The organism is Vibrio sp. 10N.261.54.A5, assembly GCF_041471145.1.
In the GTDB taxonomy this organism is placed as follows: Bacteria; Pseudomonadota; Gammaproteobacteria; order Enterobacterales; family Vibrionaceae; genus Vibrio; species Vibrio crassostreae_C.
The window spans coordinates 11,876-25,126 of record NZ_JBFRNU010000023.1; the positions used below are offsets into that span (position 1 = coordinate 11,876).

Below are 13,251 nucleotides of genomic sequence, written 5' to 3' on the forward strand. Positions count from 1 at the left end.
TGTTTTTGAAAACGCGCCATCATTCATTCATCCTCCTTCATGATAGCGCACGCACTTGGCAAAGGTTAAATCAGATAAAGAACCAATTTCCATTGCACTTGTCTTACTGTCAGAAGAAACGGAGTATTACTGACTAATATGTTTAAACGCGCTCGCTCAATTGCTTGCTTATGCATCGCAGCTACATTAAGCACCCCAACTATGGCGAATACCAATAGTTTGGAGCTACCAGATATCGGTACCGCTGCTGGCGGCACACTCACTATCGACCAAGAGCTTATCTATGGTGATGCCTACATGCGCATCATCAGAAGTAGCCAGCCTATCGTAAACGACCCAGTTCTAAATCTATATATTGATACTCTTGGCCATCGTCTGGTCGCGAACGCAAATGATGTAAAGACACCTTTCCAGTTCTTTATGATCCGTGACCGCAACATCAACGCCTTTGCTTTCTTTGGTGGTTATGTTGCTTTGCACTCAGGTCTATTCCTGCATGCACAATCTGAAAGTGAATTAGCTTCTGTATTAGCGCACGAAATCGCGCACGTAACCCAACGTCACTTAGCGCGTAGTATGGAAGACCAAGCGCGCCGCTCTCCAGCAACCATTGCAGCGCTAGCAGCCTCTGTATTACTGGCAATTGCAGCTCCTGAAGCCGGCATTGCAGCCCTAACGGCAACGACTGCGGGTAATATGCAAAGCCAAATCAACTACACCCGTAGTAATGAAAAAGAAGCCGACCGCTTTGGTATCAACACGCTAGCAAAAGCTGGGTTTGATGTGAATGCGATGCCACGTTTCTTTGGCCGTTTAGCTGATGAATATCGCTATGCGAGCACACCACCGCCAATGCTACTGACTCACCCATTACCAGAAGACCGAATTACCGATTCACGTGCTCGTGCTCGTAGTTACCCGCCACTGAAACTGGCTCCCTCTCTGGACTACCACCTAGCAAGAGCCCGCATTGTTGCGCGCTATGCTGGCATTAATAATGATGCTGCTCTTGATTGGTTTGAGCGTCAGCTAAAGAAAGCCCCTAAAGCTTTGGTTCCGTCATTAGAATATGGCCAAGCACTGGTTTACCTAGACTCTAAAAAATTAGACAAAGCAGAGCCCATCCTGAACAAGCTGATTAACAGCGATCCAACCAACCTGTTTTATCTAGATGCTATTTCGGATCTGCACATCGAGAAGAAGCAGCCTGAGATTGCGATTAAAGAACTTAAATCGGCACTGGTTCGTCAACCAAACAACCCGGTTCTGACCATTAACTACGCCAACGCACTGATTGAAAATGAAGATCTTCAAGAAGCGGTTCGCGTATTGCAGCGTTACACGCACGATAACCCGAATGACACCAATGGCTGGCACTTACTTTCAAAAGTAAATACGAGCCTTGGTAATAGCGACGAAGAACTGGCTGCTCGTGCGGAAATTTTGGCACTGCAAGCCAACTGGAACAAAGCGATTCAGTACTACACGCAAGCAAGCCAAATCGCAGAATTAGGAAGCCTAAAACAAGCACGCTACGATGCTCGAATTGATCAGCTAATGATTCAACGAGAGCGCTTCTTGTCGCTACAATAGAGTGTTTACTGGTAACAGCTCGTTACCAGAATAAAAAGAAAGCTCAACGTTACATAGTAAAGAAGCCACTCAAGTGGCTTCAACTGAACAATTGCTTCAACTGAACAATTAAATCAAAAATAATAATGAGGAAGAACCATGTCCGTCGTGATTTATCATAACCCACGCTGCTCAAAGAGCCGTCAAACTCTAGAAGTGCTTCAGGAAAACGGCGTACAGCCAGAGGTCATCAAATACCTGGAGACTCCGTTAACAGTTGAACAGCTGAAAGTACTGTTCACTCAGCTTGGTTTTGACAGTGTTCGCGACATGATGCGCACCAAAGAAGCGGACTACAAAGAAGCAAACCTTGGCGATGCTTCAGTTACTGATGAAGATCTTTTCGCCGCGATGGCAACCAATCCAAAACTGTTTGAGCGCCCAGTCGTTGTCGCGAACAACAAAGCAAAAATTGGTCGTCCACCAGAGCAAGTGCTAGAGATTCTGTAATCCAATATGAGCATTAACATTCTTGTTCTTTATTACAGTCGCCACGGCAACACACAAGCTCTAGCAAGGCAGATTGCACGAGGGGTTGAATCCATCCCGAACTGCGAAGCTATGCTAAGGACGGTGAACGACGTGTACACAGTAGAAGAGCAGCCTGATTCGCGTTATCAACCAACCGATCCTATTGCCTCGTTACAAGAACTTCGATCTTGTGATGGTTTGGCGCTAGGCAGTCCGGTTTGGTTTGGTAACATGGCCGGGCCAATGAAGCACTTTTGGGATAGCACGACATCAATGTGGATCAATGGTGATCTCATCGATAAGCCAGCTTGCGTATTTACCTCTTCTTCATCATTGCATGGTGGTCAAGAGACAACACAACAAAGCATGATGTTGCCCCTGCTTCATCACGGCATGTTAGTCGTGGGCATCCCCTACTCAGAACCGGCGCTGCACACCACTCAAACTGGTGGTACGCCTTATGGTGCAAGCAGTACTGGAGAGAGCGCTTCACTTAGCAAAGAAGAGATTGAGTTGGCGCAAAACCTAGGTAAACGCCTAGCGCGCATCGCAATAAATCAGAAGGGAATTTCTCAATGATGTATATGCCAGAGAAGGCTATGTCTCCCAAAACCAAGCTATTTCGCTACCTTGCTTTAGCGGGCAACTTGTCGCTTTTATTCTGGGTGGTGGCTTGGCAGATGACGCTTTCACCGCACCCTCATCTCAGTAATGTCACACTGGCGATTGCTTGGGCTATCCCGCTGTTATTGCCATTACCGGGCATTTTAGCAGGAAAACCTTATACGCACGCATGGGCAAATTTCGTCTTGATGCTCTATTTCCTACACGCATTAACTATCTTGTATGTAGACGATGGTGAACGTTTATTAGCGGCTGTAGAACTGCTTCTGACGACTCTAGGTTTCGCGGGCAATATCTTATTTACTCGCTTTAGAGCCAAAGAGTTAGGCATCAAGTTGAAGCGTCTTTCTGAAGTAGAAAAGAGAGAAAAAGCTAAGTTCGAGCAATAATATTAAGCCCATGCTTTTAAACTGACCGCTTACAAACAAAAAGCCCTGCGAGATTGCTCTTGCAGGGCTTTTTTCAAGTTTTCATTTCAATCAGTCATGTCAGCTGACAATTATGAGCGAACCCACTCGTATACCAAGCTTGGCTTAGCATGTACTGGCGCAGTGATGGTTAGATCTTCTGTACTAGAATCCTCTAACGTTGCGTCAGGCGTATTCGTTAGCTCAGCATCCTCAGATACCTCGTTGCCCTTAATCACTTGTACGCCTGAGTCAGTTTCGTCACCAACGACTTCAGCAGCGTCTGTTGAATCATCACCTACAGACATTGTGTTGTCTTGAGTTTCAAATTCAGGGCTCACTTCAGGCTCAATGTAAGATTCTTCAACCTTCGCGACTTGTCGAATACTTGCTACTTCTTGCTCAAACTCTTGTTGAGTCGACAATAAGTGAATTCGGAAAGTGACTTCGTTGTTCTGAATCTTCAGAATATCTAGGCTTGCCACCGAGTTTAGACGCTTAAGTGCGTTCTCTAACTGGAAGAAGTCTTGAGCATTATTCAGGCTAATAAACTGCGTTAAAATCGATTCTGATGACTCACTCGCTACCGTCACAGCACTTTTGCCTGCGTAGTAGTTACTGATTTGGTCAACTAACTTCTTAGAAGTCGTGTCGCTGTTACCCGATAGTGAACCACTTACAGGCGATGTTGGTGCACTCGTCAATTGACTTGGCTTTTGATCGTATAGAGCCCAACGTAGGCCTGAAGATTGAGCCTTTATCACCAACACAGCATCAACAGGATAACGCTGACTCGCTTTACTGATTGGCGTAACAAAGCTACCCCACAAATCAGAAGTCGCAATACCCGTAATATCGTCAAAGTCACCCACAGGCAGCGTTAGAGGCAAGCCACGCTCTTTTGCGTTCGCTTGTAAGCTAGCTGCTAACTGTGAGTTAGAGTGTTCCCATACGATGTTCTTGTCGTAGTTGTCCTCTTCCACAAGCCAAACAAGGATGTTTGAACGCGTGTCAGGCCAGTAAGGTAACTGTGCTTGAGTCAACAGAGAACGGATTTGAGCACCGTTAAAACGCATACGCAATGTTGATTGGTCATTGCTTTCGCCAAAACTCATTTGAGACATGTACTGCGAACTCTTGCGCATCGCCTTTTGAATCGTCTCATTCGAAGCGACATCAGTTTGGCCAGTCGCACGTATCAATACCTGCTCCATACCTGTATTTCTTGCCACTTGTTCTGGCTGTTTGTCTTCAGCGTTAATCGCAACTTCAGCACTAAAGATATCTACTTGAGTTAAGGCATAACTCGGAGAGGCTAATAGTCCCATCAACAACAATGCTATGTAGCGCATACTGATCCTAATATTCAAATCTTGTGCCTAGATGATAAGCAACTATGGATTGAGGGGCAAGGTCGATAGCGCCCACTGTGTTTAATAACCACAAAATATCACCTGGCCATGATAAATCGCTCACTTATAAACTGAATTTCTAGGGCTTAGATGGATATAAAACATCACTAAGATAAATAAATTTGATCTATTTGGTGTAGCAATCGATTGCCAAGTGATAGAATCCCGCGAATTTTATTTTTCGCTTTTCATATAACGACCATTTTTAAGGACATAACATGAAAAATGCTCTGCAAGGTGCGCAAATGCTGTTTGTAGCATTTGGTGCGCTTGTATTAGTGCCACTACTGACTGGACTCGATCCCAACGTTGCACTGTTTGGCGCAGGTATCGGTACCCTTTTATTCCAACTTATTACACGCCGTTCAGTGCCAATCTTCTTAGCATCTTCTTTTGCTTTCATCGCGCCTATCATGTTTGGTATTCAAACATGGGGCGTTGGCGCAACCATGGGTGGCCTAATGGCGGCAGGTGTTGTGTATGTATTGATGGGCGCGTTAATTAAAGTTCGTGGCGTTGGCTTCATCCATAAACTGCTTCCACCTGTAGTGGTTGGCCCTGTGATCATGGTTATCGGTTTAGGCCTTGCGCCTGTTGCGGTTAACATGGCGCTAGGTAAGACAGGCGATGGTGCGGTTCAGCTTGTTGATGCAGACGCTGCCCTGTGGATCTCTTCAATTTCACTGTTAGTGACGATTGTCATCAGTGTGTTTTCAAAAGGCTTCCTTAAGCTACTGCCAATCTTCGGTGGTATTGTTGCGGGTTACATCACCAGCTTGGTATACGGCGCGGTAGACTTCACTCCAGTAGCGCAAGCATCGTGGTTAGCACTACCAAACTTCACCATGCCGGAGTTCAACATCAACGCTATCTTCTTCATGGTGTTTGTCGCGATTGCCCCAGCCGTTGAGCATGTAGGTGACATGCTGGCGATTTCTAACGTGACGGGTAAAGACTACCTTAAGAAACCTGGCCTGCACCGCACAATCACAGGTGACGGCGTGGCAACAATAGCTGCTTCTATGCTGGGCGCTCCACCAAACACAACTTACAGTGAAGTAACAGGCGCAGTAATGCTTACCAAAGCATTTAACCCTGTAATCATGACTTGGGCTGCAGTAACCGCTATCGTTCTTGCATTGGTTGGTAAGCTAGGCGCATTACTGCAAACCATTCCGGTTCCAGTGATGGGCGGTATCATGATTCTTCTGTTTGGCTCTATCGCAACAGTGGGTCTTAACACGCTAATCAAAAACAATGTTGACCTACACAAATCACGTAACCTTGTGATTGTGGGCATTACTTTAGTCTTTGGTATTGGCGGCATGGCCTTTGGTATCGGTGACTTTAGCCTACAGGGCGTAAGCTTGTGCGGTATCGTTGCGATTCTACTTAACCTAGTACTTCCAGAAGAGCTAGGTGACAACACTGTGGTAGATAAAGCTCAAATCGATTAATGAGTCGGTAAGGCTAGATTCCAAAGAATCACAACCTAACAAGATCAAAAAAGGGAGAGCATCGAATGCTCTCCCTTTTTATTAATACGGTTAATTCAGCGAGTTAAGAAACTGTTTAGAGTCACTTAAGCTGAAACCGAATTACTTAGTACCGAAGATCTTATCGCCAGCATCGCCAAGACCAGGAACAATGTAGCCCTTGTCGTTTAGCTTCTCATCGATTGCAGCCGTGTAAAGCTCAACATCTGGGTGCGCTTTTTCTAGAGCAGCGATACCTTCAGGAGCAGCAACAAGCACAAGAATCTTAAAGTGCTTACAACCTTTCTCTTTCATTAGGTCGATAGTCGCGATCATAGAACCACCTGTCGCAAGCATTGGGTCTACCACTAGAGCAATACGCTCGTCGATGTTAGATGCAAGCTTGTTGAAGTATGGTACTGGCTCAAGTGTTTCTTCATCACGGTAAATACCAACAACGCTGATACGTGCACTTGGGATGTGCTCAAGAACGCCGTCCATCATGCCTAGACCAGCACGTAGGATTGGCACTACCGTTACTTTTTTACCTTTAATTTGGTCAACTTCTACTGGACCGTTCCAACCGTTAATCGTCACACGCTCAGTTTCAAAGTCTGATGTCGCTTCGTATGTTAGAAGGCTACCCACTTCTGTCGCTAGCTCACGAAAACGCTTAGTGCTAATCTCACCTTCACGCATCAGGCCAATTTTATGTTTTACTAGCGGGTGTTTCACTTCAACAACTTTCATTTCCAACTCCGGCAATATTTAAACAAACCTGTAGATTATACACGAACTCTAAGGTTATTTCAGAATCTTTATTCTAATAAAAAAAACCGCGCAAACGTTTGCTCTTGGTAATCAAGCCCTGTTAGAATAGCGCCGTTTTCACATCCAACTTAAGTTCGAGGACTATCCCGTGAGTGGTAATACTTCTTCTCTAAGCTACAAAGACGCTGGTGTTGATATCGACGCAGGTAATGCACTAGTAGACCGTATTAAAGGTGCTGTTAAACGCACTCGTCGCCCTGAAGTAATGGGCGGTATTGGTGGCTTTGGCGCCCTATGTGAACTTCCAACGAAATACAAAGAGCCGGTACTTGTTTCAGGTACTGATGGTGTTGGTACTAAACTTCGCCTTGCTTTGGATCTGAAAAAACACGACACCATTGGTATCGACCTAGTGGCAATGTGTGTGAACGACCTAATCGTTCAAGGTGGTGAGCCGCTATTCTTCCTAGACTACTACGCAACAGGTAAGCTAGATGTAGATACAGCAGCAGACGTTGTTTCTGGTATCGCTGAAGGTTGTGTTCAAGCTGGTTGTGCACTAATCGGTGGTGAAACGGCTGAAATGCCAGGCATGTACGAAGGCGACGACTACGACGTAGCTGGTTTCTGTGTTGGTGTTGTAGAAAAAGCGGACATCATTGACGGCACTAAAGTAGCAGCAGGCGACGCACTTATCGCTGTTGGTTCAAGTGGTCCACACTCAAACGGTTACTCTTTAATTCGTAAAGTTCTAGAAGTTTCTGGTGCTGATAAGAGTGAAGAACTAGAAGGTCGCACTATCGGTGAGCACCTACTAGAACCTACTAAGATTTACATCAAATCGGCACTTAAGATGATTGCTGAGCATGACATTCATGCTATCTCGCACATCACAGGTGGTGGTTTCTGGGAAAATATCCCACGCGTACTTCCTGAAGGCACTAAAGCAGTCATTGATGGCAAGAGCTGGGAATGGCCTGCTATCTTCAACTGGCTACAAGAGAAAGGTAACGTGGAAACATTTGAAATGTACCGCACTTTCAACTGTGGTGTAGGCCTAGTTGTTGCTCTACCTAAAGATCAAGCAGACGCTGCTGTTGAACTACTGAAAGCTGAAGGCGAAAACGCTTGGGTTATCGGTGAGATCGCAAACGCTGAAGCTGGCGAAGAGCAAGTTGAAATTAAATAAGTGATACGCTCACTTACTTAGTTAATCAATGAGGACCTAATGGTCCTCATTTTGCTATTTAGCCCGCAGAAAACCTTAGTTTATGTAGGTACATTGTAAACAATTCAGTTAATCAATCGTATGACCCACTCTATGAAAAACAATCACTCAAATAAAACCAGTCACTCTCAGAAAAACATCGTTGTGTTAGTTTCAGGAAGCGGAAGTAACTTACAGGCTATTTTAGATGCCTGCGATAGCGATATGATTGATGCATCGGTTAAAGCTGTCTTCTCAAACAAAGCAGAGGCTTTTGGATTAGAACGAGCGAAAACCGCAGGTGTTGACGCTCATTCAGTGAATCCAAAAGACTTTGGTTCACGTGAAGAGTTTGACCATGAATTGATGGTTCAGATCGATGCTTACCAGCCAGATTTAATCGTACTCGCTGGCTACATGCGAATCCTGAGTTCAGAGTTTGTTCGTCACTATGCAGGGAAAATGGTCAACATCCACCCTTCTCTGTTGCCGAAATACCCAGGCCTACACACCCACCAGCGTGCCATTGATGCGCAAGACAAAGAACACGGTACTAGCGTCCACTTTGTTACCGAGGAGCTCGATGGCGGCCCTGTGATCTTGCAAGCTAAGGTGCCGGTATTTGAAGATGATGATGCTGATATGTTGGCAAGCCGAGTGCTGACTCAAGAACACTGCATTTACCCTATGGTCTGCAAGTGGTTCGCGGAAGACCGTTTATCAATGGTCAATGGACAGGCTGTGTTAGACGGTAAAGCATTAGGTAAACACGGTTACGCAGAAGAGTAATTCGTCAAACGACTCTCAGACAACAAATTGCTGAAAAACAAAAAGGCCGCTTACTGACTGGTTAGTGCAGTAAGCGGCCTTCGTTTGTTCGGGTTCAAGCAATACGATCTACAGCATTAGCTTAATGGCTCTGTCGGTGCTTGGCTCGCTACCTTTTTCGGCGCATAAGCAACATCTTCTAACGCTTGATGGTTGTTGCCAATCAGCTCACCAAAATGAAACAGTGCGTATTCGCCCGGCTTCATTCTAAACCACTGTTCATTGTCCGTAAGAGGTTGAGTTGCTACCACCGTCACCACATCATTTGGCGTAGTCTCTTCTTGGAAGTTTATCTCAACATCTTCATCAATCAGGCTCGCATTACCAAAAGGTGCGCGTCTGGTTATCCAGTACAAATGGTTAGTACAGTAAGTCATCACATACTCACCATCACTCAATAACATGTTAAATACGCCTTTCTCGCGTAGCTTGTCACAACACTCAGCCACGAAACGAAACATGCCTTCCATGTCTTGAGGTGGTTCAGGAAAACGTTCTTCTAGTTGTTTCAGTAGCCAACAAAAAGAGAGCTCACTGTCCGTTTCGCCGACAGGTCTAAAACGCCCACTCACCAGATCATCGTAATCTGATAATTGACCATTGTGAGCAAAGGTCCAATATCGCCCCCAAAGCTCACGGGTAAAAGGGTGTGTATTTTCTAGATTAACGCCACCACGGTTGGCTTGACGGATATGACTGACAACAGCTTGGCTTTTAATTGGGTAGTTTTGAACCAACTCAGCGATCTTAGATTCACAGCTCGGATTCGGATCTTTGAAGGTACGAAAACCCTTTCCCTCATAAAAGGTAATACCCCAGCCATCACGATGCGGGCCAGTGTTGCCTCCACGCTGCATAAGACCAGTAAAGCTAAAACAAATATCAGTTGGCACATTCGCGCTCATACCGAGCAATTCACACATGGTTTAATCTACTCCCTATTAAAACCAATGGAGCCAAAAAGCTGGGCTCCAAATGTCTGTAAAACTATTATTCCATCTCTTTTTCGACAAGCTGAATCACAATGTGGATGATCTTAATGTGAATCTCTTGGATGCGATCTGCGTAGCCAAAGTGTGGTACTCGGATTTCGATATCCGCACAACCCGCCATTTTACCGCCATCTTTACCCGTCAATGCAATCGTCTTCATGCCTTTCGCTTGAGCCGCTTCAATCGCTTTTAGAATATTGGCAGAGTTACCTGAAGTCGACAGACCGAACAACACATCACCTTTACGACCTACCGCTTCTACATAACGAGAAAATACGTGGTCGTAGCCAAAATCATTACTCACACAAGATAAGTGGCTAGGGTCTGAAATCGCAATGCCAGCGTAACCTGGACGGTTTTCACGGTATCGGCCTGTAAGCTCTTCCGCGAAGTGCATTGCATCACAGTGTGAACCACCGTTGCCACAAGAAAGCACTTTGCCCTCTTGCTTGAATGAGTCAGCAATCAGTTTTGCCGCCGCTTCAATTTGAGCGATGTTATGGTCATCACTCAGGAACTTATTCAGAACGTCAGCAGCTTCGTTTAATTCACTTTTGATTAGGTCTTGGTACATAAGACTTATCTCTTATTTTTTTTGACGCAGCTTAAAGTGCGTGAAATGAGAACTGAGGGTTTTCCCCTCTTTATAGCTGAGTTTACCCACAAACATGAAATAGTGTCGACACTTAAGCCCAAAGATTGCCACCTTAATTAACTTGTCGTTGTAAATCCGTCCAAATATTCGCCACCAACCTCTCACAATTAGAACTTTAACTCTATTGAGATCACTTTTTACTCACCTTGGAGTTTTACAAATATTTAATATTTTGTTTACACTTGACTGGTTAGACCTCTTACCTAAAACTTAATAACAATAAGTGATCTCTGAAAAGGAAATCGATCATGAACATATTGCTCTCCCTACTCGGCATGACCGCCATCTTAGGCGTCTGTCTTTACCATAGAGTTAGTCTGGTACGTGCATTAGTTGTATTAACCGGCGCAATGGTAGCATTAACACTGCTTGGCGGCGTGGCTGTTACCGGCTGGCTTTGCTATCTATTAGCCGTTGCGATCTTTGCTGTACCGACCATTCGTCAGACACTGATCAGCCAAAAAGCACTCTCTTTATTTAAGAAAGTTCTACCGGCGATGTCTCAGACAGAAAAAGAAGCACTAGAAGCCGGCACAGTATGGTGGGAAGCAGAGCTGTTCAAAGGCAAACCTGAATGGAAGAAACTTCAGAACATTGCTGACCCGAAACTCTCTGAAGCTGAGCAAGCGTTTTTAGATGGTCCAGTAAATATCGTGTGTGAAATGGTCAATGATTACCAAGTCACTCATGAGCTTGCTGATTTGCCACCAGAAGTATGGCAATACCTGAAAGACCATAAATTCTTCGCCATGATCATCAAGAAAAAATACGGCGGCTTAGAGTTCTCAGCTTACGCTCAATCTTTGGTTCTACAGAAGCTAACAGGCGTTTCTAGTGTATTGTCATCGACGGTTGGCGTACCTAACTCATTAGGCCCTGGTGAGCTTTTACAACACTACGGTACAGAAGAACAAAGAAACCACTACCTGCCTCGCCTAGCGGAAGGTAAAGAGATCCCTTGTTTCGCACTAACTAGCCCAGAAGCTGGCTCAGACGCTGGCTCTATTCCAGATTACGGTGTGGTTTGTAAAGGCGACTGGCAAGGCGAAGAAGTACTCGGCATGCGCCTAACTTGGAACAAGCGTTACATCACTCTCGCGCCTGTCGCGACGGTATTAGGCTTAGCTTTTAAACTTCGTGACCCGGATGGCCTGCTTGGTGACCAAAAAGATCTTGGTATCACTTGTGCGCTTATCCCAACGGATTTAAAAGGCGTAGAGATTGGCAACCGCCACTTCCCACTAAACGTACCTTTCCAAAATGGCCCGACGCAAGGCGACGATATCTTCGTCCCTATCGATTTCATCATTGGTGGCCAGAAAATGGCCGGTCAAGGCTGGCGTATGCTGGTTGAGTGTCTGTCGGTTGGTCGTGGTATCACACTACCTTCAAACTCAACCGGTGGCATTAAGTCTGCCGCGCTTGCAACTGGCGCTTACGCTCGTATCCGCCGTCAGTTCAAACAGCCTATTGGCCGCATGGAAGGGGTTGAAGAGCCACTTGCACGCCTTGCAGGTAACGCTTATGTAATGGACGCTGCAAGTAACCTAACCGTTGCGGGCATCGACCTTGGTGAAAAGCCTTCGGTTATCTCTGCAATCGTTAAGTACCACTGTACTCACCGTGGCCAGCGCAGCATCATTGATGCGATGGATATCGTCGGTGGTAAAGGCATTTGTTTAGGCCCATCGAACTTCCTAGCTCGTGGCTACCAAGGCTCGCCTATCGCGATTACGGTTGAAGGCGCAAACATCCTGACTCGTTCAATGATCATCTATGGTCAAGGTGCGATTCGCTGTCACCCTTACGTACTGAACGAAATGGAAGCGGCTTATTCTGAAAGCAGCGATGCGCTTGATAAGTTTGATTCAGCGTTAGCAGGGCACGTTAGCTTTACGATGAGCAACCTAGTCCGCAGCTTGTGGTTTGGTTTAACCGATGGTCGTGGTTCTGATGCGCCAACACCTTCAAATAAAACAGATAAACAGACACAGCGTTACTACCAACAGCTAAACCGCTACAGTGCAAACCTAGCGCTACTGTCTGATATTTCAATGGCAGTTCTAGGCGGATCACTGAAGCGTAGAGAACGTTTATCAGCAAGACTGGGTGATATCTTAAGTCAACTTTACCTCGGTTCAGCAACGTTGAAGCGCTTTGAAAGTGAAGGCAGCCACGCTGAAGATCTACCGTTAGTACATTGGGGGATGCAAGATAGCTTACGTCAGACTGAAGTGGCGATTGATGAATTCTTAGCGAACTTCCCTAACCCTGTGATTGGTCGTCTGCTTCGTGTTGTGCTAATGCCATTTGGTCGTATCCGTCGTGCTCCAAACGACAAGCTCGATAGCAAAGTTGCGCACATTCTACAAACACCAAGCGAAACACGCTCTCGTATAGGTCGCGGCCAATACCTAGAAGCGACGGAATACAACCCAGTAGGTAAGATTGAAAAAGCGCTAGAAGTGATTCTTCAAGCTGAACCTCTGTTCGACAAAGTCTGCAAAGAGACACATCAAAAACGTGCCTTCTTACGACTTGATCTTGTTGCTCAGTTGGGACTTGAGAAAGGTATCTTAACGCAAGACGAAGCAAATCTTCTGATTAGCGCTGAGGAACATAGACTGTACACGATTAACGTGGATGACTTCTCACCAGAGGAGCTTGCAGCAAAATCTCAGTACCCAGACCAATCGATTGATAACGTCGCTTAAGGCCAGAAAAAGAAACAAAAACGGGACTACTATGAGTCCCGTTTTTTTGTTCATGATTTCGTT

At 45.6% G+C, this 13,251-nt stretch carries 12 protein-coding genes; 8 read left to right on the top strand and 4 right to left on the bottom strand.

The genetic code is table 11. The features are described from left to right. Positions 1 to 138 precede the first annotated feature (138 nt). The 4 genes from AB4329_RS07095 to AB4329_RS07110 all read left to right on the top strand — a co-directional run bounded on the left by AB4329_RS07095 (position 139) and on the right by AB4329_RS07110 (position 3,116). The gene (locus AB4329_RS07095) at positions 139 to 1,593 is read left to right on the top strand and encodes a M48 family metallopeptidase (protein ID WP_017060710.1); all 1,455 of its coding nucleotides are present in this window, start codon (positions 139 to 141) and stop codon (positions 1,591 to 1,593) included. Between the two features lie 138 nt (positions 1,594 to 1,731). Then, the gene (gene arsC / locus AB4329_RS07100) at positions 1,732 to 2,082 is read left to right on the top strand and encodes an arsenate reductase (glutaredoxin) (RefSeq protein ID WP_017060711.1); all 351 of its coding nucleotides are present in this window, start codon (positions 1,732 to 1,734) and stop codon (positions 2,080 to 2,082) included. 6 nt (positions 2,083 to 2,088) lie between these two features. Then, complete coding sequence (gene wrbA / locus AB4329_RS07105) at positions 2,089 to 2,682, top strand: NAD(P)H:quinone oxidoreductase (RefSeq protein WP_017066556.1); 594 nt, start codon at positions 2,089 to 2,091, stop codon at positions 2,680 to 2,682. Further along, complete coding sequence (locus tag AB4329_RS07110; RefSeq protein ID WP_017060713.1) at positions 2,679 to 3,116, top strand: DUF2069 domain-containing protein; 438 nt, start codon at positions 2,679 to 2,681, stop codon at positions 3,114 to 3,116. The genes wrbA and AB4329_RS07110 overlap by 4 nt, the downstream gene beginning before the upstream one ends. Before the next feature lie 110 nt (positions 3,117 to 3,226). Here AB4329_RS07110 and AB4329_RS07115 read toward each other — a convergent pair whose 3' ends face one another. Further along, entirely contained in the window at positions 3,227 to 4,486 is a 1,260-nt protein-coding gene (locus AB4329_RS07115; protein WP_017060714.1) for a DUF2066 domain-containing protein, read from the bottom strand. A 278-nt stretch (positions 4,487 to 4,764) separates the two neighbouring features. On the opposite strand from AB4329_RS07115, the gene AB4329_RS07120 reads away from it, so the two are divergent. Next, positions 4,765 to 6,003 carry a uracil-xanthine permease family protein gene (locus tag AB4329_RS07120; RefSeq protein ID WP_017066555.1) on the top strand — a complete coding sequence of 413 codons (1,239 nt, stop codon included), beginning with the start codon at positions 4,765 to 4,767 and terminating at the stop codon, positions 6,001 to 6,003. Between the two features lie 141 nt (positions 6,004 to 6,144). On the opposite strand, the gene upp is transcribed toward AB4329_RS07120, so the two are convergent. After that, positions 6,145 to 6,771 carry a uracil phosphoribosyltransferase gene (gene upp, locus AB4329_RS07125; RefSeq protein ID WP_017060716.1) on the bottom strand — a complete coding sequence of 209 codons (627 nt, stop codon included), beginning with the start codon at positions 6,769 to 6,771 and terminating at the stop codon, positions 6,145 to 6,147. Positions 6,772 to 6,940: 169 nt separating this feature from the next. Here upp and purM point away from each other — a divergent pair, with 169 nt between their 5' ends. Both purM and purN read left to right on the top strand, forming a co-directional pair. Then, positions 6,941 to 7,981 carry a phosphoribosylformylglycinamidine cyclo-ligase gene (gene purM, locus AB4329_RS07130; RefSeq protein ID WP_008222945.1) on the top strand — a complete coding sequence of 347 codons (1,041 nt, stop codon included), beginning with the start codon at positions 6,941 to 6,943 and terminating at the stop codon, positions 7,979 to 7,981. Between the two features lie 132 nt (positions 7,982 to 8,113). Then, a complete protein-coding gene (gene purN, locus AB4329_RS07135) occupies positions 8,114 to 8,788 on the top strand; it encodes a phosphoribosylglycinamide formyltransferase (protein WP_017060717.1) in 675 nt (224 codons plus the stop codon). Between the two features lie 116 nt (positions 8,789 to 8,904). Here the strand turns inward: purN and AB4329_RS07140 are convergent, their stop codons facing one another. Beyond that, on the bottom strand, positions 8,905 to 9,750 hold the full coding sequence (locus AB4329_RS07140) for a class II glutamine amidotransferase (RefSeq protein ID WP_017063380.1): 846 nt from the start codon (positions 9,748 to 9,750) through the stop codon (positions 8,905 to 8,907). 67 nt (positions 9,751 to 9,817) lie between these two features. Continuing rightward, entirely contained in the window at positions 9,818 to 10,393 is a 576-nt protein-coding gene (lpcA, locus tag AB4329_RS07145; RefSeq protein WP_017063379.1) for a D-sedoheptulose 7-phosphate isomerase, read from the bottom strand. A 329-nt stretch (positions 10,394 to 10,722) separates the two neighbouring features. On the opposite strand from lpcA, the gene fadE reads away from it, so the two are divergent. After that, the gene (gene fadE / locus AB4329_RS07150; protein ID WP_029235127.1) at positions 10,723 to 13,188 is read left to right on the top strand and encodes an acyl-CoA dehydrogenase FadE; all 2,466 of its coding nucleotides are present in this window, start codon (positions 10,723 to 10,725) and stop codon (positions 13,186 to 13,188) included. Positions 13,189 to 13,251 lie beyond the last annotated feature (63 nt).